This is a genomic window from Aporhodopirellula aestuarii, from assembly GCF_023701485.1.
Taxonomy (GTDB): Bacteria; Planctomycetota; Planctomycetia; order Pirellulales; family Pirellulaceae; genus Rhodopirellula; species Rhodopirellula aestuarii.
Window position 1 is genome coordinate 89,495 of sequence record NZ_JAMQBK010000051.1, and the last position, 21,416, is coordinate 110,910.

Genomic DNA, 21,416 nt, shown 5'->3' on the forward strand with positions numbered 1-21,416 from the left:
TTCATCGACCGGTAGAATGAAAGGCGATTTACCGAAGTCGGCCGCCGGTGCAGATTCAAGTGCCGACGAAAAATGCGTCGGTGGCGCACACGGAAGAGGATCCTGAGGTTGGATTCGAGCTATCGGTTTGTCCCACTTCGTTCACCAGAGAGATACACGAAACTGCGTCGGTGTTCGCGCCCCACGCGAGTGACTGGAGTGTCAGAACACACCAAGGATCCAGTAAGAACCGTCAGCGTCAAGAGCAAGAGTTTGTGGTGGAAAGACAATTCCAATCGATGCTGAACGACACCACGCTAACCGGCCCAACAAGCAGCCGCGTTCGACTCACTCCGCGAACAAATCGTCAAACTCACCAGCGAAGCCGTAACCTAGCCCACGAGTTGAGCGAGTAACTAGACCGATTTCCCAAGGGCGTAACCAAGCAGAAAACCGGATTGCTGATGCGTGTCTCCCGACGTGGCCATCGCTTGTTTGATTGCCGTTTCTTTTTCTCGGCCGATCACCGCTCCCAGTTCCCCCTTGTCCAACCAAATTCCATGGTCGTGACAGAGGTCGACTTGAATGCCCTGCTGTGTGTCGGTCGCCATCTTCTCACCGCAAATTGGGCATGGACGCTCACCTTCAGGAACGCATGAACCATTCTCAGTATTCGTCTGTAAATCGTCAGGGCCACTCTCTGGGTCAAGCGATGCAAAGAACTGATCAAGTGATGATTTTTTATCTTCGGAGGTCATGGTTTGAGGTCTCGAAGGGATGGCCAGTTTAACTCGAACAAGAATACTCCGTCCATGCGAATCCCACAAATCGAGCGGCGCGGAATACAACAACGTGTGAGCGGAATGACGCTAGCTACTTGGAAACGCCGGATTTTAACAGCGTCTTCGCGAAGTTCTCGCCAGCTAAAGCCGCGATGCGTTTCTGTTCTGCCGCAGGGAGGTAGTTCGGTTGACCCCACTTCAGGAGCTTAAACCATGTTGCCGGGGTCGGTTTCAATGGCGCACTCATCGACCCTGATACCGCCAATATGGTCGTTCCGACCATCGTCGCACCGCGTCTTCTCGGCACCCAAACTCCTCGTGAACGATAACGCGGAGAACCAGTGTTATCAAAGTCCCCGCTACGAGCGTCAACGTATCGCAAACAGTCGTGACCGTGAGTTTCGCTGGTTTTGCTGGAGCTAAACTACGATCACCTCCACGCCGACAATCAGCGACGTAGTTACATCGCTGATCCATTCGTTGATTCGATCGTTGCATTCAAGCTGAGGTAACCGGTGGCAGAATTGGACACTTCGATGCCGTTTGGATACCGTTCAGATGCAATGTAAGTTTGCAAGTTTGATGTAAGCGTAAGTCCAAATTGGTTTTGCACATCTTTTGAAAACCTAAGGCAACGTCGCTGGCGTGGGTTGAGATTCTGGTAGGACATTGAGCAATCTCCTGACGTGTCATTCCGTTGGTCCGAGTTCGGTTAAGGCGGATTCTTGATCCTAGAGCAACATAGTTTAGGGCTGGGGTTCCGTAAAAAATCGGACGTCAACTTGAAGTTCGATTTTTCACTAACCTGCGTGGGTGATGGACTCCCCCGCGTCGAATCGCATTCCCTTGCCTGCTCCGGCTTCATCGACCGACGCTACTCAGCGATTCCCAAATAAGTCCGTTTTTGGGACACTTTCGTCCTTCAGGATTAACTCTGCTAACGCAAGCTCCAGGTCGCCCATCAGGTCGCTCTGTTCACTCGCGATGAAAGCTTCGCTGTTAACGTGCAATGCAATCGTCACGGAGCAGTCGGGATACTGTCGAAGGCTCGAAACGTAGCGGGGCACCCAGCCACTGTGGCTGTAAACCAGGCCGAACTCAGTCACGGTTTTGATTCCGACCCCGGTACCTTAACGAACGGTTGGGGAATCTGACGACGCACTCACGGAGTCGGCTAGGAGAAACACTGGCTTGACCGTCACGGCATCTTACCCCGAGTGGACGGCATCACTTCGGTGACGCCGCCGCGGTTTAACGTTGAATCCCGGTTAAAGTAGACAACGGCGGCGGCGACCGCAACGAGCAGGTAGGTATCGAAAGGCTGTGCATCCGCCCAGAGAGGATTGATCAGTTGCCAATGAAAGAGCATCGGCCAAAGAATGCTACCGTGGGTGCTGTTGAAGAGCGGCGTGACGATCACCGCCAGCACCACGTTGCCGATGAAGAACGGCGTAAAGCTCCAGCCGCTTTGCAGTGTTCCGGCCAGATAGAACGCAGGGAGGTGCCAGATCCCCCACACAACGCCAATGATCACACCGGCCCAGAGAGGTGCGAAATGACGTTGCAACAGTGGCTGCGCGACACCTCGCCAACCAAACTCCTCAATCGGTCCGAGGAACAGCATGATGGCGAGTGTGGCGAGTACCGCCCCCACGCCCTCAGGCGGCACCGGGGCAAGCAGCGGACCGCCCTTGATAAGCGAGCCCGTCGCGAAGACAAGGGGCAACCCGATAGCAGTGAACACAACCCAATACGGGCTACATCGCCACAGACATAAGCGAGAGAGAAACCCTTTCAATCCGGCAATGCCGCCGTACAGGAGCACCAGCGGGATGGCACTAATTCCGGGTGACCAGGTCGCCAAGAAGAATGCCGGGTGACTACCGCTAATTTGCCCAAGCCGAGCGGTCGCAAATTCTGGAAAGACGATGTAGAGGCCGACTGTGCCCCAGGTGATGAGGAAGGTAATAAAAAAGAAGATCGGCAGCACGTAGGAAGGCATGTCGTTGGGGCAACTAGCATCCTCCGATACAGTCCTTGCTGTGACATTGACTTCGCTCATCGCTGCGATTCCTTACTGCGGACAGACCTTACAAAATTCAGTGTGAAAATTCAGAATAGGAGCTCGATAGTACTCGAGCAAACTGGCAGCGTGTTGCCTATCAATCTCATTTCATGGCTCTAACAAGACACTTCAGAATCTGCATCGGACAAATTGGCCGAAGCAGATCCGGCGATTTGCTTCAACGCTCCGGCTTCATCGACCGGTAGCTCGAACTTGACAATCCGAAGTAGGTCACCTCCGCGAAGAACGGAAATCGCTTCGAGCTGTCGAGGGGTCCAAATTCGTGTAGTTGAGAGTGATCGAGCCGAACCTCTTTGAGGCGACTCATTCCCCCGTATCGCTAGAGAACCTTGAACGTTCGAACGAGTCTCGGCGGGTTGGCCATCTTGGTATTCGCCACAGTACAATCATTGCAGTGATCGAGGTCGATGTCTTTCCAATTCTGTCGGAGATCGAAGCCGGTGATGCCAAAGCCTCCGAGGAACTCTTGCCGTTGGTTTACGAGGAGCTGCGTAAAATCTCTGCAGCTCTGATGCCCATCGAGCGGACCGACCACACGTTGCAGGCGACAGGGCTGGATTCCGTGCCCGACGATTTCAATGTGTCGATACTCCAGCACAGTCAGCTAGAGTGGTTGTTTCCCATCGCTCGGCACTTTCGTGATAGCATGCGTTAGCGTTCTGGTCTGTTGCCCTCACGCCCCGCCCGTGCCTTCGCCCGTCGGGGCCTCCGGCGAGTTATGATTGTTCCTGTCTGTTTGCAAGGCCGGTTGGCTTGCGTCATGCTGCATGGCATATCAACTCCCTTTGGAGCCTCAGAGATGCGATACCTGTCCCTGCTTGCCATGCTCTTGGTCATCAGTTGCGCCCCCAGTCGCAAGGATCAGTACCAGGAAGCTCTCGCTAAATTGAATGAGGAAACAGAACTGCATGAACGGATGCAGCGAGAGCTGGCCGCGTTTGACGCCGAGACGCGGACAGAACTTGATTCCATCAGGCAGACGCTAGACCGGCAATTGCAGGCGCTGAGTGATGGGAAAATTACGCTTGAGATGCTAGACCGGCGACTTCAGGCTTTGGGCGATGGGCAAATTGCGATTGAAAGCATCTGCAAAGACGCAGCATTGGATCTGTCGGATCTGGAGCAAAAACAAGTGGTGGAAACTCTCGACATGGCGAAGAACGCATCAATCCGTCTTAGGGAGGAGCGAGTTAAGAAGCGGGAGTTCCTTGCCACTGTGGTCGAGCAACAACGTGACCGAGTTCACCAAGCCAAGGAAAAGCAAGTATCGCTCTCCGACGCCGCTAATTAGCGTAGCCCACCGACTCGCCAAAACCGAATCAAGCCAAGTAGCTCCGGTTTCATCGACCGGTAAATCGAAGATCGATCTACCCCGCAAAGTTTTCCCCGACTGCGGAAAACCCGGGACCAAACCAAAACGTCGCCGGGACAATCCCAAAAACTAACCCAAACCCGGCCACGATGTTCGCCGAGTGCATGCGAACGCACCTGACCGACGAACAGAGACATGAACGAATCGAGCGGCTGGTCCAGTCACCAACCGAAATCACTGGCTAGCCCCGCCGCTACTCGTCGCACGGTAAACAAGTACGACTTTTTATTAGGTAAAAGGGTAGCGGTTCGCCACTGCCGCAAGGAAAACGGCCAATGCGGACTCCAGTAGAACTCCTGTTACCCTGAACGGTTTTGGCCCGCTATTGTTTCGGGGGCATTTCATTCGCCAATCAAGTGGAATCGATTTCGCGGGGTAAGAGAATTCGCAGACCAGTTGATGCTCACCAACAAGCCCCGAGCAGCACGCTAAAATAGTTGGGTCGAGCCGTAGCGGCTCTTTCCCATGACACTGGGCCCCAGCAAACAATTCTATGATTCTCGATGTGATCCCGTGAAAAACCCATTTCGACATGAAACGATCCGATCGCAATTTGCTCCATCTGAGATCATGACCAGACTGCGTGAACGATCGATCCCGTACGAGTCGGTTATCAATTGGACCAAGCCGATAGAGGGTTACACAACATTCGTGAAAGAATCATTCGTTGGCGATCGAGAAGTGTTGGCGAAGATTCACGGATATAACTTTGAGTTGATGCCAATAGGAATTTGGCCGTTAAAGGGTCGGACGTCGGGACCAAGCGCGGGAGCGTTGATTGGCACAATTCAGACGGAAGGCACCGGCTCCCGTATCGATCTCTCGTACCGGATACCGGTGATCGTGACTGCATTTCTATCGGTGACGTTCCTTTTTACCTGCCTGTTAAGTTTACTGACGGCTACAACGCTTGATCTGACACCCAACGAAGACGATCGCTCAACGCTTATTGGGATGATTTTTGGGTTTCCTATTTGCGTGATTCTGATTGCCATTGCTATGATCGCGCCGGCATGGCAACAGTCAGAGATGATGCGTCATTTTTTTCGGGAGATAATTGAAGAGGATCCGCAGATTTTTACCAAGGCAGAGGCCCCGATCGACGCAGGTTAATAGGCGCTGGCTCCGCGATGTCGCTTTTCGCGGCGGTCGACAATTTTATCATCCGATCGGCAACTTCTGCCGGCTTTCGCGACATCCGCTCACGGAAAGGCTTGGCTTGTCCATCGTCGTTTCAGTGACATGCTAGTTTATGGCACAACCTGTTTTGAACGGATATCAGAGACGATCGCTTTGATCGTAGAAGATTCAAAGCAATATCCACGCTGCGAAAAAATGTGGTTATTTCGACACTTCTCGGTGAACGCCACCAAAATGTTTTGTCGATGCAGCGAAGTAAGCCTCGAAACTGTGCGTTTCTCTGCGTCTTGGCGCCCTCTGCGTTAAAAAACGATCGGAACTGCGCACTGATTAAACGCAGAGGACGCGAAGAAAACAATGAAATTGCGACTAATTCCAAATTTGGAACGAGGCAGATAGTGGCGATCAGCGAAAAGTGTCGTTATTTCGCTTTCTCCCACGTGCCGCTGACGATCGTTTCCGAAAAGTTGTGTACGAGATCCGGGACAACGAGACGCTTGCCTTCGCCGTCGCTCGCTCGAGTCAAACCCCGACTAATGGAAGGGTCGAGATTGTTTGTTAGGACGTTGCTTAGTTGTTCTGCTGATTGACACGTTGCCTCGTCGGAACCTTGGAGGTCGTGCAGTTTTTAAGTCATTTGCTGGCTGGAGTTTAACGCAAAAAAAAATGACCTTCGGTGATCTTGGGATTTCGCACAGAATGTGCGTTGCTTTCAATTCCAGGAATCACACGGAGGTCGTCATGAGTGTAAGGGATTCAGAGACAAAAAAAACTCGTTACCGCGAGTCTCCGATGCTCGAGTCGGACCCTTGTTGGAAACAGATCGGCGAGAAGCTCCCGGAAAACGATCACACTCGAATCGTCGAGCGGCAGGTCAATCGACTCGACGACAGTGTTCTAGACATGCTGTACCATGGAGTCTGCAAGGATAGCCTACGATCGCCGCGCACACAGCGGGCAGAATAGGAGCTCATTGAATTACCAGGCTTCGTCCGTCCAGTCAGGTACACTGAATGTCGCCCGAAGTACTCGGAGCAAACTGCAATTTCGTGGTTGGTGATTACAACTTGCGTCGGATTCGCTGACAAAGGGAACTCTTCATGCCGTCGGAAAACGATGAACGCATAGAGATCAAAACGACGACTCATGTTCCCAGGCAGGCTCCGAATCTCGTTGAAAGGAGAGCAGGAGCTCAGCTTACTCTCGCAGGGTCGGTGATTATCTGTGGCTTGAGTTTGCTAATCATCGCATCTGGGATTGGCGAAGTACGTCGTGGTATTCAAAGGGCCAACCTGCCACATACGAAAGGCCTCGTCACCAAGTCTGTTGCAACGGCTCAAATTCCAGAAGCGGCTGCAGACGCGACACCGTTTGTAAGAATCGAATACGAGTACATAGTCGATGCGGAAACCTACACAAACGATCTGATGAGATTTGGCATATCGAATAGCGAAGCACAAGCGACAATTGAACGATATCCGCTTCAAGAACAAGTCATGATTGCTTATTGGCCGAGTAACCCCGAAGCATCCTACTTGTATCCGTCGAACGCATTTGGCTATCGCGACTTCAAGGACTTGCTCTACGGTGTAATTTTCCTCGTATTCAGCTTGATTATCGGCACTCGTTCCGTCGGTAAATTGCGGAACACGCGGCGCGTTCAACCCGAGTGAGACCGCTAACTTAATTAAGAGGATCGGTAGTCCTGCTCGACCCTATTCACGCCTCGGCAGGGCGATGCCGCGAGTCTGAAAACGACCGATCGCTGCATGACGGCCATAGGTAAACCGGGTCTGGGCTCCTGCATTGCGACTTTCGGAAGCGTCTTTGGCAAGGGCCTGAACGTGTCCCTAAGCCGAGACATTCTTGGTCACGCTTCGAGACTTCGGTTGCATCGACTTCGGGTGGTTAGCGATTTCGCGAATTCGCGTCGGTCGTTTTCACCGACGCACCGAATCGCGGATAGCTAGCCTGCTCCGGTTTCATCGACCGGGCGATTCACCGGAGTACCGAACAGAATCGGCCGAAAACTGCTTCGGCGTGCAGCACCGACAGCATTTCCTGGGAGGTCTTCAAGCTGTCGGTTGGTCCAACCTCGTGGAGTTGAGAGTGATTTAGTGCCGATGCCTTACGGTGTTTTATTCGCCGTTCAGGCGAGCCCGATTCGGCGGCGATCCGCTCGAACGAATGTCTGATTCCACTAAATACGAGTTAGCAATGATGGGAAAGATCTCCTCGGTCACCCATTCAAATGTTCACTTGCTCTTGGTTTGTTGCGCCCGTCATTCAAGCGGGATCTGACAGAATGATGATCATGCGGCGCACAATGTATAGTGGGTAATCCAAAACGTGCAGTTTCGCCTCAAGTATTGAGTTGAACAAGAGTTGCACACCCCAAACCGATGACGATGACCTCAAGGCTTGAAGAATTGACAACGTGAGTAGCCAACCATTAAACCAGTCGTTCGACTTCCAATCGTTTCAAGAGCGATTGAAGGCTGGCGATTCCAACGCCGTCAAAAAGCTGTTTGACGATTACTCTCGCAGGCTTGTTCGACTCGCCGGCAATAACATCCATCCCGCATTATTGAAACGCTTCGATGGTGAAGACGTCGTCCAATCGGTGTTTCGCACATTCTTTCGACGTCAGGAAGAAGGCAAATTCCAAATCGAGCATTCGCAGGAATTGTGGCAACTGTTGGCGACGCTGACACTGTGTAAGACCCGTTCGCATGCGCGAAGGCATACCGCGGAGCGAAGGGACGCTACGGCGGACCGCGTGATGTCCGATGAGAATCAGATGTTCGACCGACAGCCATCACCCGGAGACGCGTTGGCGATGTGGGAGGAAATCGATGTGGTTTTGGAGGGTCTTCCCGATCGCACCGGTGAGATCATTTCGATGCGTTTGGAAGGCAAAAATCGGACCGAGATCGCCAAGGAACTCAACCTGTCGCGGCAATCGATTCATCGGATCCTGAAACTGGTCCAGCAGCGTCTGACAAAGCGTTTTGAGGAGATTTCGGTGACGGATTCAACGGTTTCGCAGAAAAATGAAGATTCTGGTTGACACTTTTGCCCGTCACCACGATGGAGCAGATAGAACCGGAAGTCAGTTCGATCAGCCGAACTTCAATTGCCCTGAACAGCAGCGAGTACGCTCATGTCATCACCTGATCCACTCGCCGTCCTTGAGGTTGCCGAGCGAAACGAACTCGAATCACTGTTGATGGAGTTTGATGGTAACTGGAGAGCGAATTCACTGGATGAGTACGGACGGCGTGTCGCTTTAAATCCCGATCAGCAATATCGCCGTGTCGCCTTGGCCGAACTGGTCAAGGTCGACTTGCATCGCAATTGGTCAGGGGGAAACGGCCGCCTACTGGACGAATATTTGGATCAGTTTCCGACACTTGGAAACACTGAGTCCGTGACCGCAGATTTGATTCTCGCCGAATATGAAGCCAGAAGCACCGTCGATCCAGAACTCGCTTTGGCCAGTTACGAAAGTCGATTTCCAAAACGTTTTCAGCAGGTCAAGCAACTTGCCGGAGAGCTGTTCGATTCGAGCATGACCGATTCGTCGTCGCCAAAACGAACCGAGAAGGAATTGGCCCAAGCATCAATCGACACGAGTCGCGTCGATCAACTGCGCGACACCAAGGATGGCAAGAAGCGCGATACCGTGGTCGAACTGCCTGTTGAATTCGGTCGATACCGGATCCTCAAGGAATTGGGGTCCGGTGCGATGGGCAGAGTCTATCTAGCACACGACAGCCAACTGGACCGCCAAGTCGCCCTGAAAACTCCTAGCTTTAGCGGTTCCAATGACGACGACATGGTCACGCGTTTTTATCGCGAAGCCCGCTCCGCAGCCAAGATACAGCATCGCAACATCTGTCCCATTTATGATGTCGGCGAAATCGATGGACGCCATGTCATATCCATGGCATTTGTCAAAGGCCGATGCATGTCTGATTTCATCAAGCCCGGCAAAATGCCACCACAGCGAACATCTGCCATTTTAGTGCAACGGTTGGCGGTTGCATTGGCGGAAGCTCACCGGCACAACGTGATCCATCGAGACTTAAAGCCCACCAACATCATGATCGACCTCAAGAAGGAACCGATTGTAATGGACTTTGGCTTGGCTCGCCAAATGGACGTCGAGAGTAGTGTGACACAAAGTGGAATGGCCGTCGGTACGCCTGCTTACATGTCACCCGAGCAGATTCGAGGCGAACTGGATGAAGTCGGCACAACGGCTGATATCTACGCGCTCGGTGTCATTCTTTACGAATTGCTGACGGGACGACTTCCGTTTCGCGGTCCGATCGCCAAAGTCGTCTATGCAATCGTTCATGACGAACCCGCCGCACCATCGACCATTAATCCTGAGATCGAACCTGAACTTGAAGCGATTTGCGCCAAGATGATGGCCAAGGATCGCGATCAACGTTACCAGTCGATGGACGATGTTGCTGCCAATTTGAAAAGTTATTTGAAAGACGTTGGGAAAAAACCGATTGCAAATTCTTCTTCATCGTCGAGGAATCGTGCTGAAACGACATCGGATTCGAGCACGGCACAACTTACCGAAACGGGCGCATTAAACGCATTTTTTGCGGCCCAGGCGGATGCGGATTCGCGTGGCACATTGGTTGAGCCCGCGGCAAATTCGCAAGCTGCGACGCTGCCGACTCAGCGAAGAACCTCTGGACGATCCGATCGGAATCGTCGTGGACGCAATCCCTGGATTGCCTTGGGCTCGTGCGGCGGTGCGGCTCTGCTGCTGGGCGTCATCATCTATTTCAACGGAGGTAAGGTTGAACTTGATTCCGACTCGGATGCGGTCGTGAATGTCGACCACCAAGGCAACGTCAGCATCCGCCCCGGATCGGACACGAAGCAGGGTGTCGCTGCCAAGGAACCAAAACAGGCAATCTCACAGGCAACGCCGATTGCGACAAACCAACTTGAACTTTCGCTTAGCAATCCCAAAGTCGAACTGTTGAAGGAGCGGCAGCATTCCGGTGCCGATCTTTCCAAAATGAGAGCTCAACCTTCATCTACAGAACCCACAAAAACAGAGGCACCGACAGTCAGGTCGTCGCCGGACGATCGCGACATTGCCGAGAAGATAGTGGGGTTTGGTGGCAGCGTGCAGCTGGTCGGCAGTGACAAGTGGATCTGGACGATACCCGAAGGTGACATTCGGGTCGTGGGGGTCTCTTTTTTCCGCAAACAGAAACATTTCGGCGACAAGCACATCGCGCTGCTCGGACAGCTGCCAAGTTTGCAAACGGTCATCTTTTACCCTAACGATATGACAACCGAGGGGATCGCCACGCTGGCCAAGATGGAAAACGTCGTTGAGAATGTCGAGGTCCTGCGATTTAATCGGGTGGCATTGGGCCCCAAGACGCTTGCCGCATTGGCGAAGTTAAAACGACTGGACACCCTCACGCTCCATCATACCGACCTGATCGACGATGACCTGAAACTGTTGGCGAATCTACCAGCACTCGAGGAACTCATTTTGCAGCAACACAGCAAGAAGAAATTCGGCCAGGCCTTCCTTACGGACGACTGCTTGAAGCATCTGAAAACAGTACGCGGCCTCCGAAAACTGACGCTCATTGGTCAGCAGTTCACCGACGCGTGCCTCGTCAATGTAGCAGAGTTACATTTAGAGGAACTGTGGCTGGCCACGCCCAACGTCACCGATCGCGCGGTCGCGCAGCTAAGGGAAAATCGACCCCGCCTTGGGGTTACGCGGTTCAGGGAGTCACCTGAAGAATAGGAGAGGATCGATCTGATTTTGATCGCCAACAAATGACTGCGTCAGGTTCGGACAGGGACGACTTCGCAAACCCATCGCATTCACCCAGAGAAACTTTTTCACTCAGTGAAACAATGAGAACGTCGCGCCAACCACAACCGGCAAACAAACAATGAACCAACGATCAACTCGCGATACTGAAGAAGAGCCTGTCATTCAGACAGTAGCCGAGCCGCTGCAGCAGTACTTGCAGAAGAAAGCTGCACCACAATCACAGGCGGCCGGCAAGGAGTCTGCTTCGCCATCACCGCAGGCCCGAGCGTTCCGCCCTACCAATCGCCAATCGCTTGCATTGCTGACGATCCTTGACGATGGCAGTCGAGAAGAAGGGGAATCAATCCGAATTCGTGATTCGAGGTTCACCATCGGTCGCGAGAAAGGTGATCTGAAAATCCCGTTCGATAGCGACATTTCCAGCAGTCACGCCGAGCTCCGCTGCCAGAAACAAAAAGGGCGTTTTCGGTGGTATTTGATCGATCGTAAGAGCACGAATGGAACTTTTGTTCGAGCGTTCCGCGCATCACTCTCGCGCAAAAGTGAGTTGATCATCGGTGGGCGACGCTATCTCTTTCAATTACCTGAATTAGGTAATGAGGCAATCGAGACCGAAGCTTTGCAAACTCAGGCTTATCGAGCGCCAACTCGAACGATGCTTGAGCAGTTTGTTCCCCGTCTTGCCGAAACGGGAGTCCCAGAGGAAAACGCACAAACGTTTTCAATCGGAGGCGAAACCACCCTGGGTGGTGACCAACGATGCCAGATTACAATTGGCGGAGACCCCTTCGTCAGTCCAATGCATGCTCGCTTTTATCAAGATGAAACGGAGCGTTGGATGATCGAGGATCAAAAGTCGTTAAACGGTGTTTGGATTCGGGTGAAGAGATTTGCGCTGGACAAACAAACCGAATTCCAGCTTGGACAACAGCGATTTCGATTTCGCCCCAGCGTCGCCCCAACAAGCTAATCCTACAGTCACAGACAATCATGCCTCAGCAATCGTGGACCATCGGATCAGATTCGTCTTGTGACCTTGTTGTTAAAAACATCATGGTCTCAGGACAGCACTGTCGCCTGACAAGCGATGGAGACGAGTTGACTTTAACCGATCTTAATTCCACCAACGGAACGTATCTCAACGGACAACGGCTTCTTGGGACACAAGCAATCTCAACGCACGACACGATCACCCTAGGGCAGACTCAATCAATGCCCTGGCCAGAAACCTTCAAAACGACAAGGTCTGCAAACACAAACCAGACGGTTCCCAGCGAGCAGGAAGAAATGAAAACGGTCATCACGCTCGGGCGCGGCTCGGACAACGTGTTGATCCTTAGTGACCCGAACGTGTCGACACATCATGCGAGGCTGATGATCAAAGGCGGAAAAATAGTACTAGAGGACTTGGGGTCAACGAACGGCACATCGGTAGGTAGCGTCGAGAACAAAATCAGCCGCGCTTACGTTCAAAATGACGATACGATTTTCCTGGGATCAACGGCATATCAAGTTGCGAATTTGCTCAAGCGATCCCAACCAACTTTTATTGATCCAGAGATTCGGCCATCAAATCGAAACTCAACCCGTCCAACAAACAACAGCACGATCACTTTGGCAACGGTTGGGGCGGCCGGGTTGCTGTTAGCGTTGATCGGCTGGTTCGCAACGCGTGATCCTAGCACAGCAGAGACACAGCAACCTGACACGCCCAATACGATGGCAGCGACTTCGCAAACCGTTGTCGCCAAGGATCCCGTTGGACAAGCAATGTCAGACAAACGCAAAGATGAGCCCACGGCTGGCACGGTAAAAGCCTCCTTGTCGCAGCAAGAGAAACTGTCGAGATCGTTGTTCTTAATCGTTTGCTCGGACTCAAAACGAGAAACTCCGTTTCGTGTTGGGACTGGCTTTGCGATCGACTCACAACACATCGCTACCACTGCCTCCGTGGTCCAGGCCATGCGAAATCTGCAACAGAATGGATTTCCGGAGGCCTTTTTGTTTTCACCCACAACCGAGAGTGAACGAAGCATCACCTCCGCCGTCATCCATCCACGGTTTGAACTCGCCAACCAAGTGGCTCGCAAGGCGCAACAAGAGCATGACGCCATTTTTGATCAGCTGGAATCGCAGCCCCCGAAGCCGGAGGCGTTCGAGAAGGTGAAGGTTCAATTGGTTGCGGCACGCATGAAGGCGCTTGAGGCGATTGATCAAAAGATGACTTACGACGTCGCCATCATCAAAACGAACCAATCGCTGTTGCATTGGTTGCCCGGCACAGCCGCTGAAGTCAAGTTGCGACCAAATCAAAAACTGAATGTCACGGGATACGCATTTGACGTGGAAGATCCCTACTTTGATCGCAGCGTTCCGATTGAAGCCTCCACGATTTCCAGTCGCGTCGGCCAACTGGCGAAAGCGACCCAGGACTCGCAGGATCGCATGGTAGCGAAGGGAACTCCCCAGCAGCACGAGTATGCGTATCTTGGTAGTCCAGTGATGAACGCTCAAGGGAAGGTTGTGGGCATATATTCCCGACCAACACCGCCCAATGCTGATTCTGATTCGGAAAGCGAACCTTCATTTGAAGCCGCACTCTTTCAGCGTGTGCGAGAATGTCAATAACTATTGAATCTCTTCGAAAACTATCTGAGCTTCCAAATGGCTAAAACCGCAATTGCAGCATGCCTTCTTTGCTTTGTAACAACAGAAGCCAGCGTGGCACAGAATGTTGTTGATCCTGTTTTTAGGTATCCGACTCGACTTCGATGGGCCGTCTATGATCCGTATTATGCGGTTACCTCACGGATCTACGCCCAAGCCGACTTGATTCGCGCGCATGGCGACACGGCCGTAGACTTTGCGCACGCACGCAACCTGCATGCGGACGCATACAGCAAAGAACTGGACAACTGGAAAAAGGAACTGCGGATCTACTGGGAGCGCAAGACGCTCGCCGAGCAAAAGAAATTAGAACTAGACCACGTTCGCCAAATCGCGCGGATGAAATATCTGAATGATCAAAAGTGGCAGAATAGTCGTGTATGGGACCGCTTGAAGAACCATCCCGAACTTAGCGGCCCGAATATCCGAAACGGAAGGGCGTTGAATTTCATGCTGGCACGACTGGCCGCATCCTCGCTGCCCTACCGCTTCGATCCAGGATTTTCTCGCTACAGCGAAGAAGCGCTCGACCAGCTAGACCTTGACGATGAATTGTTGGGTAACGTTACTCTTAAGCAAGGTCCCTTTCGATTTACGGCCAGTCAGAACGTCGATGGGACGATCAGCCTGTGGCCGTATATTCTGCGATGGGATGATTTTAAGGCGACACGCACAGCTTTTGAGCAATCTCGCGCTGCAGTTGTCAAGGAATCTGAGGAGACAGGACAAGCATCGGTTGACGGGATTCAACGAATGGAATCGGCGCTTATGAAACTGACCAGTGAATTCCACGGATCGACGAAAGTGGCTCAGTGGGTCAAACAACGCAATCGGTACACACACTTCTACGCTGGTGATCGTTTTCTGCAAGACCTGGATCGCGAGATATTGCAATTGGAAAAGTCGGGTGACATCCGCCCCTTTCGTGGACAGAGCGGCTACGATCCCAACTCGGATGGCGATCACCTCGTTAGTTTACTTTGTTTCATGAATCGCAATGGCGTTGAGTTCGCACCGTCAAATCCTGGTAGTGAATTTGCGTATCACAATATGTTCGTCCTGATGCGTGGTCTTTATTTGACCGTGGCGGAAGAGGACGAGTCACTGAAGCCAAAGGATCTTGGCAAGCTTGCCAAGTAGATTCCGTACTTTGCGAACGGCAAACGCATTGAGATGACTCGTCACCTAACGGGCTAAAGTCCGAGACTCGATGGCATTCACCATTCGATGCCAGGGTGGTATCGGATATCCACCGGGTCGGAGAATATCATCCAGACGTACAGGCACGGACACCAATCGTTACCTTTCGACGTCAAGGGCATGGTACGTGCCATAAACTGGTCCATATGAATGACCGAATCGGCGCGGAGGGTGCCGCGGAGGGTACATCGACTTCAGGGCCGAAGCCCACATCCGAACTCGAATCGGTATCGGGAAAACTGGGGCACCGACGGGTCAACTCTGATAGATCCGAAACTTGCTCCGGTTTCATCGACCGCTGCAGGATTACCGGCGTCTGATGTGGAAAGAGAACCTGCTCAGGACACTGCCAAACTATGCCATTCGCAACGCGGGTTGAGTCTTGGATCGGCCCCATCGTATTCGCCAACTTGCTTGTCACGGGCTTTTCGGGCACTTGATACAATAGTGCGAGCGTGAAGCTTATTCACGTTACACGTGGCGGATAGTCGGTAGTCCAGCCCCTCCGGTTCAGTGCCTTACTTAGAGAAACTACTTATTGCGATCAGAGTCAATCAGCGGGCTGCTACTAGGCTTATCGATGATGGGCTGCTTCTCGGGATGCGGTCCGCAGTCAAATCAGCAGGCGGACGCAGGGCCGGGGAAGTCCGCCGTCGGCGCGTTGCCGAATTCAGTACCTCACGAGAAAGCCGCCAAGGCGGCGGATCCATTAGACGAAGTTCTGCATACCCCGGCGACCACCGTTGAAGCAGCAGCTGTAATCGATCTCTCGACATTTCCACTCCTGCCCGACGCCGGGGAAATTACGACGAGAACTGTTGCTTGTTTGGAGTATGAAGCTCGACTCAAGGCATTTGGTGTGAGAAACGAATATGAGTTTCAGCGCCGCAACTTGCTGGAGCGACAGTGGGAGGAATGGTCCGAATCCGATATCTCCAACGGATACGCCGAAGGTCAGTTCGTCCGCTCCGGATTTCACCTCTATGTCACCGTCCAACTACACGACGAGCCTGGAAAAGTCGTGGTGCGACTGAAGAATAAAAGCAACGTCAATGTAAGCAAGCTGCCAGTACCGCCCGGCGCGACCTTTGTCAGTGTGAACTATAACATTGCCTCGTATGAAACGAGTGTTGGCGTCGAAGAAACCAGGGAAGCGGTTCGCAAGTTGTTGACCGATCACGGTTGGAACGTTTTGGGCTGGCGCGGCAACAGTCTGATTCTGCAACAAAACGCCGTAGAGCTGACCGCCGTTGTGGAAGAACTTTCACGGAAATCGGGCAAGACAAGAATCGCCTACTGGACTGAGCAATTATCGACCGATTCGCGGGCGCCTGCCGATGCCAACTTGAGCAAGTACGAAGTTCAAGATAACGCAAGGTAGGTGAACCAGAAGGCTAACAGTGGAGCAATAGCAAGTTAGAACACACTGACTGCAACAATTCGGAATACTCGATGACGGCAGTGTCATCGACTTCCGAAGCTAACATTCTGCGACAGCGTTCCAGTTCGGTGCGCAAGGGCCGCCCGTTTCATGTCGAAATAGTTGACGAACGCGGTGGTAAGAAACATCGCCAGCTGTACATGACGAACCGACTTGAGCAAGTAATTCCGAAGCGTGCTCCGGTTTCATCGACCGGGCGATTCACCGGAGTCGGCCGCCGGTGCGCCGAAACTCAGATCGGTCCCGGGCACCGAACGCAAGTCTGGATCCGGCAACTCCGCGAGTTTTGTCCAACCGAAGGCGGTTCCGTTTCGTTGAAACCTCCATCGGTGTCGGTTCAAACTGCGTTATTGATGGAGCCAGGTCAGGTCGATGACACCGTTGGGAATCTCGCTTCGGCAGACATCTGACACGATCCGTACGCCACCTCTGCATTCCGAATGATGGTGTCAGCGAAGTTGAATCACAGCTTCGATGGGACGTGAACGTTTTTTGTCATCATGTGCGTTCAACCAGTTCTTGGCACTGACTTCCATTTCGCCTACGCGATGCTTGACTCGATATCGAGCGAGTTTTCCCAGTTCGGGATATCTCATCGCGATGTTGCCTTGTTGATTAGACGGCTCAACTCGCATTATCGAGCCGCGCACATCGGGTCCAATGTATTGCAACTCAGCTCCAACGAGAGGGGCGCCGGAGTCATCGACGATGGTCAGCTCGATCGGCGGCGCCGGAACGAGCTCGACTAGATGACGCACGGTTCGTAACGGATCCAGTTTTTCGCGCAATCGGAATTCAACGGGGAAGTAGCCTTCGCGAGTTGCCATGAACCGAGACTCACTCATCTCCGAAACGATAGTGGTGAAAAAGTCCAAGCCAATACGCGCCGGATCCTCTCCACCTGGGTCATGGGTTGGATAGTTCCTTCGTTGAATGGTTGGGATGGCTGGAATTACAGGGTTGGCATCGCTTCGATGTCGAAATTGCCATCGCGATCGCTGGTCACGAGGTAGTGCTTGAAATCAATTTGGGCAACGAACCGTTGATTGGTGCCCAGTTGCTTGCGGAGCGACTTGCACGCTCCGGTGAAATCTCGTGACGCTTCGTTGAAGCGGTCGGCCGATCGCAAGTAACGGCCGACCGCCAATGAAAGTGCCACACGGCGTTCGATGTCCAAATCACTCATTCGCTACCCTGACGTTGAATATTCTGCTTTCGTTCGCACAATTCGAGCGAGAGATCATCGGCGAGCGGATTCGCGACAAGATCGCGGCTCAGCGACGGCGAGGGAAATGGGCGGGCGGTATCCCGGTGCTGGGGTACGACGTTGACCGATCCGGGCCAAGCCCGAAGTTGGTGGTCAACGCGGACGAGGCGGCGAAGGTGCGGCGGATCTTTGGGTTGTACCTCGAGATGGAGTCGATGACACCGGTGGTCGAAGAGCTTGATCGCCGCGGCTGGCGTTTAAAATCCTGGAAGACGAAATCGGGAAAGACGAGAGGCGGAAAGTCGTTTGATAAGTCGTCGCTGCACACAATGTTGACCAACCAAACCTACATTGGCCGGATCAAGCATAAGACGCAGACGTTCAAGGGTGAGCATACGCCGATCATTGACCAGAAGCTATTTGATGATGTCGCGGCGATGATGCGTAGTCACGCTCGCGGCGGCGGCAATCACCTGGTCAACAAGTATCAAGCGTTATTAAAGGGTTTGATCTATTGCCCGGCATGCAACTACTCGATGGTTCACAACGTAGCTCGCCGCCGGTCGAAAGTGTACCGCTACTACACGTGTGTGACGGCGATAAAACGCGGGCGGAAGTATTGTCCGTCACCCTCGCTGCCAGCGGCGGATATCGAGGCGGCCGTGGTCGACCAGATTCGCTGCATCGCGGATGATCCAGGTTTGCGCCGCGGTGTGTTGGAGCAGTCGAGCAAACGTTGTGAAGCGGAGCTGGCGGAGTTAAATACTCAGCGAACGCAGCTCACCCAACGGATGAATCACCAGCACGAGCAGATGAATCATGTGAGCAATTCGACGGATGTCGGGTCTGGCGATTCAGAACGATTGGCCGCATTGCACCAGGAGATCGCCGGCATTATCGAGTCGCTTGAAATCGTTAACGGCGAGATCGAACGCTTGACTGCGGAACAAATCGACGAGCGTGATGTGAACGCCGCCTTTGCAGATTTTGGCAACGTCTGGAATGAGCTGAACACTCGCGAGAAGTCGGCGGTGCTGACGTTGCTGATCAGCCGGATCGAATTCGACGCTGACGAAAGCTCACTTTCGATTTCGATGCACCCGGCGGGCATCAAAACCTTTTCCGCCGAAGCGACGGAACAACAACAGGAGACGAATTCATGATTACGGTCAAATGTAAGGTCAACGTGAACCTGAAGAAACCCGCCAAGAAGAAGGCGGAACCTGCCGACGAACCGCCGGTGAAACGGCGAGGGAAGGTTCCGAGGATTTCACGCTTAATGGCGCTCGCGATTCGGATGGACGAGATGCTGCGGCGTGGTGAAGCACAGGACACGATCGAACTTGCCGAAATGGGCAAAGTATCGCAGCCTCGTCTCACTCAAATCCTGAGCCTATCGCTGCTCGCCCCCGAGATCCAAGCAGCGTTGCTGTACCTGCCCCGCGAAATGACGGGGCGTTCCAAAATTCACGAAAGGAACTTGCGTCCGATCACGAGGGAATTGTGCTGGGACAAACAACGCGAGAAATGGGCAACTCTACTGAAAGAATGTCAGTCGATGGGAAAGGCTCTTGATGACCCTGGCCGCGAGCGTGGGCGTTCTACCATCTTTCACAAAGATGCCCATTACGAATCGTTTCGCACGTGCAGTGAAAGAGTCAACAGGCAGCCCGAGAAATCGATTGGCCAACTTGCTTGACCGGGGCATTGGCATCCCAGATAATCGTGGGGCCCCCTAAGCGGCGGTAAGTCCCGACCGAACCGACGATAGCACCTCTGGTGTCACCGAGCACGCCGAAGGCCCTACCGGCGATAACACCCCGTTCCCCAACTTATCACGGCCACAACCGGTGTGAATTACTTGGTTCGCTGAGAAATGAAAAATCGCCATCTAGTCCGATCCCTGGTGTTTCTTACAGCCATACTCTTGGCGCCGCTTCTGTTTTACGGGATCAAGGAACTCGCCACCTGGAACACGACACGGAACTACCCACGCCTAACGAATTCGGAGGTCAGAGAGCATGTTCAGATCGGCATGTCGAAGAACGCGGTCCACGAGCACTTGGGAGCCCCCAAATCGAAGAGCGATGGAGGCAGAATCTGGACCTACCTGAATAGAAACCCCGATCCCAGCGATCACGTGAGCCGCAGTTTCGTAATTCAATTCGAGAACGACATTGTGGCCAGGATCAGCTTCGGATCACCCCAGCACCAAGAATAGGAAGCGGGCGCGAGACCCCCGCATCTGCGCCATGATCGAAAAAAAGCGAACCCTCCGATGCACCTGAGTCGCCGAGCCAGGCGTTTTGACAATGGATGCTCTCTCGCGGCGACCGGGTGATCGGTAACGTTATCATTTTGAGCAGCGTGTGCGCATCTGACCATCGAGGCGCATCATCATGAGTAAATCAATTCACGAGTCACCGAACGGGTTCGATGTCAGATCTTCAATCCCGGTCCTGCGGATGTTCGATGAAGCCAAGGCGAAGGCATTCTATCTGGCTTATTTGGGATTTGAGATAGACTGGGAGTCTCGATTTTCGCCAACGGCGCCATTGTATATGCAGATACATCTCGGAGATGCCATCCTTCATCTCAATGGGCATGCGAAGGAGGACGCGCCGATTTCTGAAGTCAATATTCCAGTCCTCGGATTACAAAACTATTGTGACTATCTGAATGCTAAAGGAGCCGAATATCCAGAGGCAGTTGCCGTGGATCCACGATATCAGGGGCGGAATACAGACTTGAACATCTGGGACCCGTTCGGCAACTATCTGGTTTTCTGTTCGCAGACGACAGAAGGATAGCGACAAATGATAACCAGTAAGGCTTTGACATCGCGGAGTGACGTCAGGAACGCAGCCGCTGTTCAAGGGCATACTGGTTACATGCCAAATTGCTCACCCTGACTTCGGACCCTAGGAGATTAAAAAAGGTTCGAAAACCTTTTTGGCACCCTGACCGTTTCGTTGCGTCTGGCATTTTTACTCCCTCGTTCCTGTGCCCCCGGAAGCCTTGCAAATGATCGGTTCCTTTAACAATATCGAGTTCTACCTCTGGCCATTTCTGGCGGCGTTGCTCGTGGTGTTGACCGTGCTCGTGATTCCCCTAGGGGCCATTCTTCACTGGGCATGGAAGCGCAAACATCGCGGTAGGGTGCGACCGAGAAACCTGATGCTATGGTCCCTCGTTAGACTCTACCTAATCGTGGCGGGCGCACTTTCCGCAGGAATAGTTTTTACATGGTGGAACAAAATAACGACTTGATTTGTGCTGACAAAGACAGGTGTCTTACAGACAACCCAAGGTTTCAAATACGTGATCTTACTCCTCACTGAGCCAAGAGCATCGGTGGAAAAACCACATAATTACGGCTCATCCGACTAAAGCGTACTTCGTTTGATGAAGCGAGTAGAGCGTGAGTTCAAAATACTCGCGATCACGGATGCCGTAAGATTGCTGTTGAACGGTTTTGATTTTATTGTTGGTGCCCTCCATCGGCCCGGATGATATCCGATGCTCGAAGTAGTTCAGCAGGCCCTCTTCAAGACGCAGCAACGTTTTGGCCATCGTTTTTAGAGGCTCCAGTCCTGTCGTGATCGCTCGCTTGCACCAGGACCGCAAGAACAACTGGGCCGGCCAGCGAAACGTATGCCCCCAAAACGTTCGCAGCTCCTCCTTGAGATAGTACGCTATGGCCAGC

The 21,416-nt window shown here is 52.9% G+C and carries 20 protein-coding genes; 14 read left to right on the forward strand and 6 right to left on the reverse strand.

The genetic code is table 11. The features are described from left to right. Positions 1 to 395: 395 nt before the first annotated feature. From NB063_RS19125 to NB063_RS19135, 3 genes are all read right to left on the reverse strand, one after another. On the reverse strand, positions 396 to 737 hold the full coding sequence (locus NB063_RS19125; RefSeq protein ID WP_250930366.1) for a TFIIB-type zinc ribbon-containing protein: 342 nt from the start codon (positions 735 to 737) through the stop codon (positions 396 to 398). A 902-nt stretch (positions 738 to 1,639) separates the two neighbouring features. Then, positions 1,640 to 1,867, reverse strand: a complete 228-nt coding sequence (locus NB063_RS19130) for a hypothetical protein (RefSeq protein ID WP_250930367.1) — start codon at positions 1,865 to 1,867, stop codon at positions 1,640 to 1,642. Positions 1,868 to 1,959: 92 nt separating this feature from the next. After that, on the reverse strand, positions 1,960 to 2,823 hold the full coding sequence (locus tag NB063_RS19135; RefSeq protein WP_250930368.1) for a CPBP family intramembrane glutamic endopeptidase: 864 nt from the start codon (positions 2,821 to 2,823) through the stop codon (positions 1,960 to 1,962). 418 nt (positions 2,824 to 3,241) lie between these two features. Between NB063_RS19135 and NB063_RS19140 the strand changes: the two genes are divergently transcribed. From NB063_RS19140 to NB063_RS19190, 11 genes are all read left to right on the forward strand, one after another. Further along, positions 3,242 to 3,502: an ECF-type sigma factor gene (locus tag NB063_RS19140; RefSeq protein WP_250930369.1), complete on the forward strand. Its 261-nt coding sequence runs from the start codon at positions 3,242 to 3,244 to the stop codon at positions 3,500 to 3,502. A 144-nt stretch (positions 3,503 to 3,646) separates the two neighbouring features. Further along, on the forward strand, positions 3,647 to 4,138 hold the full coding sequence (locus NB063_RS19145; RefSeq protein ID WP_250930370.1) for a hypothetical protein: 492 nt from the start codon (positions 3,647 to 3,649) through the stop codon (positions 4,136 to 4,138). Positions 4,139 to 4,870: 732 nt separating this feature from the next. Beyond that, entirely contained in the window at positions 4,871 to 5,332 is a 462-nt protein-coding gene (locus NB063_RS19150) for a hypothetical protein (protein WP_250930371.1), read from the forward strand. A 1,127-nt stretch (positions 5,333 to 6,459) separates the two neighbouring features. Beyond that, positions 6,460 to 7,032: a DUF3592 domain-containing protein gene (locus NB063_RS19155; RefSeq protein ID WP_250930372.1), complete on the forward strand. Its 573-nt coding sequence runs from the start codon at positions 6,460 to 6,462 to the stop codon at positions 7,030 to 7,032. A 764-nt stretch (positions 7,033 to 7,796) separates the two neighbouring features. Continuing rightward, on the forward strand, positions 7,797 to 8,429 hold the full coding sequence (locus tag NB063_RS19160) for an RNA polymerase sigma factor (protein ID WP_250930373.1): 633 nt from the start codon (positions 7,797 to 7,799) through the stop codon (positions 8,427 to 8,429). 93 nt (positions 8,430 to 8,522) lie between these two features. Next, entirely contained in the window at positions 8,523 to 11,162 is a 2,640-nt protein-coding gene (locus tag NB063_RS19165) for a serine/threonine-protein kinase (protein WP_250930374.1), read from the forward strand. 151 nt (positions 11,163 to 11,313) lie between these two features. After that, positions 11,314 to 12,165 carry an FHA domain-containing protein gene (locus NB063_RS19170; RefSeq protein ID WP_250930375.1) on the forward strand — a complete coding sequence of 284 codons (852 nt, stop codon included), beginning with the start codon at positions 11,314 to 11,316 and terminating at the stop codon, positions 12,163 to 12,165. A 20-nt stretch (positions 12,166 to 12,185) separates the two neighbouring features. Beyond that, complete coding sequence (locus tag NB063_RS19175; protein ID WP_250930376.1) at positions 12,186 to 13,823, forward strand: FHA domain-containing protein; 1,638 nt, start codon at positions 12,186 to 12,188, stop codon at positions 13,821 to 13,823. Between the two features lie 36 nt (positions 13,824 to 13,859). Next, positions 13,860 to 15,002, forward strand: a complete 1,143-nt coding sequence (locus NB063_RS19180) for a hypothetical protein (protein WP_250930377.1) — start codon at positions 13,860 to 13,862, stop codon at positions 15,000 to 15,002. 598 nt (positions 15,003 to 15,600) lie between these two features. Further along, on the forward strand, positions 15,601 to 16,443 hold the full coding sequence (locus NB063_RS19185; RefSeq protein WP_250930378.1) for a hypothetical protein: 843 nt from the start codon (positions 15,601 to 15,603) through the stop codon (positions 16,441 to 16,443). 71 nt (positions 16,444 to 16,514) lie between these two features. Beyond that, positions 16,515 to 16,913 (forward strand): hypothetical protein, encoded by a 399-nt coding sequence (locus NB063_RS19190; protein ID WP_250930379.1) that lies wholly within the window; start codon positions 16,515 to 16,517, stop codon positions 16,911 to 16,913. 39 nt (positions 16,914 to 16,952) lie between these two features. On the opposite strand, the gene NB063_RS19195 is transcribed toward NB063_RS19190, so the two are convergent. Together NB063_RS19195 and NB063_RS19200 are read right to left on the reverse strand one after the other, a co-directional pair. Continuing rightward, on the reverse strand, positions 16,953 to 17,348 hold the full coding sequence (locus tag NB063_RS19195) for a hypothetical protein (RefSeq protein ID WP_250930380.1): 396 nt from the start codon (positions 17,346 to 17,348) through the stop codon (positions 16,953 to 16,955). Positions 17,349 to 17,455: 107 nt separating this feature from the next. Continuing rightward, positions 17,456 to 17,689, reverse strand: a complete 234-nt coding sequence (locus tag NB063_RS19200) for a hypothetical protein (RefSeq protein ID WP_250930381.1) — start codon at positions 17,687 to 17,689, stop codon at positions 17,456 to 17,458. Between the two features lie 14 nt (positions 17,690 to 17,703). On the opposite strand from NB063_RS19200, the gene NB063_RS19205 reads away from it, so the two are divergent. The 3 genes from NB063_RS19205 (at position 17,704) to NB063_RS19215 (ending at position 20,520) form a co-directional block, all read left to right on the forward strand. Further along, a complete protein-coding gene (locus NB063_RS19205) occupies positions 17,704 to 18,873 on the forward strand; it encodes a recombinase family protein (protein WP_250930382.1) in 1,170 nt (389 codons plus the stop codon). Further along, positions 18,870 to 19,409, forward strand: a complete 540-nt coding sequence (locus NB063_RS19210; protein ID WP_250930383.1) for a hypothetical protein — start codon at positions 18,870 to 18,872, stop codon at positions 19,407 to 19,409. Before NB063_RS19205 ends, NB063_RS19210 begins: the two co-directional genes overlap by 4 nt. Positions 19,410 to 20,109: 700 nt before the next feature. Further along, on the forward strand, positions 20,110 to 20,520 hold the full coding sequence (locus NB063_RS19215; protein ID WP_250930384.1) for a glyoxalase superfamily protein: 411 nt from the start codon (positions 20,110 to 20,112) through the stop codon (positions 20,518 to 20,520). A gap of 568 nt (positions 20,521 to 21,088) precedes the next feature. Here NB063_RS19215 and NB063_RS19220 read toward each other — a convergent pair. Continuing rightward, on the reverse strand, positions 21,089 to 21,416 hold a 328-nt coding region (locus NB063_RS19220; RefSeq protein ID WP_250930385.1), incomplete at its 5' end, for a transposase.

Coding starts and splice junctions, on each gene's coding strand:
- NB063_RS19125 (WP_250930366.1), bottom strand. CDS start 737: ATGACCTCCGAAGATAAAAAATCATCACTTGATCAGTTCTTTGCATCG.
- NB063_RS19135 (WP_250930368.1), bottom strand. CDS start 2,823: ATGAGCGAAGTCAATGTCACAGCAAGGACTGTATCGGAGGATGCTAGT.
- NB063_RS19145 (WP_250930370.1), top strand. CDS start 3,647: ATGCGATACCTGTCCCTGCTTGCCATGCTCTTGGTCATCAGTTGCGCC.
- NB063_RS19155 (WP_250930372.1), top strand. CDS start 6,460: ATGCCGTCGGAAAACGATGAACGCATAGAGATCAAAACGACGACTCAT.
- NB063_RS19165 (WP_250930374.1), top strand. CDS start 8,523: ATGTCATCACCTGATCCACTCGCCGTCCTTGAGGTTGCCGAGCGAAAC.
- NB063_RS19170 (WP_250930375.1), top strand. CDS start 11,314: ATGAACCAACGATCAACTCGCGATACTGAAGAAGAGCCTGTCATTCAG.
- NB063_RS19175 (WP_250930376.1), top strand. CDS start 12,186: ATGCCTCAGCAATCGTGGACCATCGGATCAGATTCGTCTTGTGACCTT.
- NB063_RS19180 (WP_250930377.1), top strand. CDS start 13,860: ATGGCTAAAACCGCAATTGCAGCATGCCTTCTTTGCTTTGTAACAACA.
- NB063_RS19190 (WP_250930379.1), top strand. CDS start 16,515: ATGACGGCAGTGTCATCGACTTCCGAAGCTAACATTCTGCGACAGCGT.
- NB063_RS19195 (WP_250930380.1), bottom strand. CDS start 17,348: ATGAGTGAGTCTCGGTTCATGGCAACTCGCGAAGGCTACTTCCCCGTT.
- NB063_RS19200 (WP_250930381.1), bottom strand. CDS start 17,689: ATGAGTGATTTGGACATCGAACGCCGTGTGGCACTTTCATTGGCGGTC.
- NB063_RS19210 (WP_250930383.1), top strand. CDS start 18,870: ATGATTACGGTCAAATGTAAGGTCAACGTGAACCTGAAGAAACCCGCC.
- NB063_RS19215 (WP_250930384.1), top strand. CDS start 20,110: ATGAGTAAATCAATTCACGAGTCACCGAACGGGTTCGATGTCAGATCT.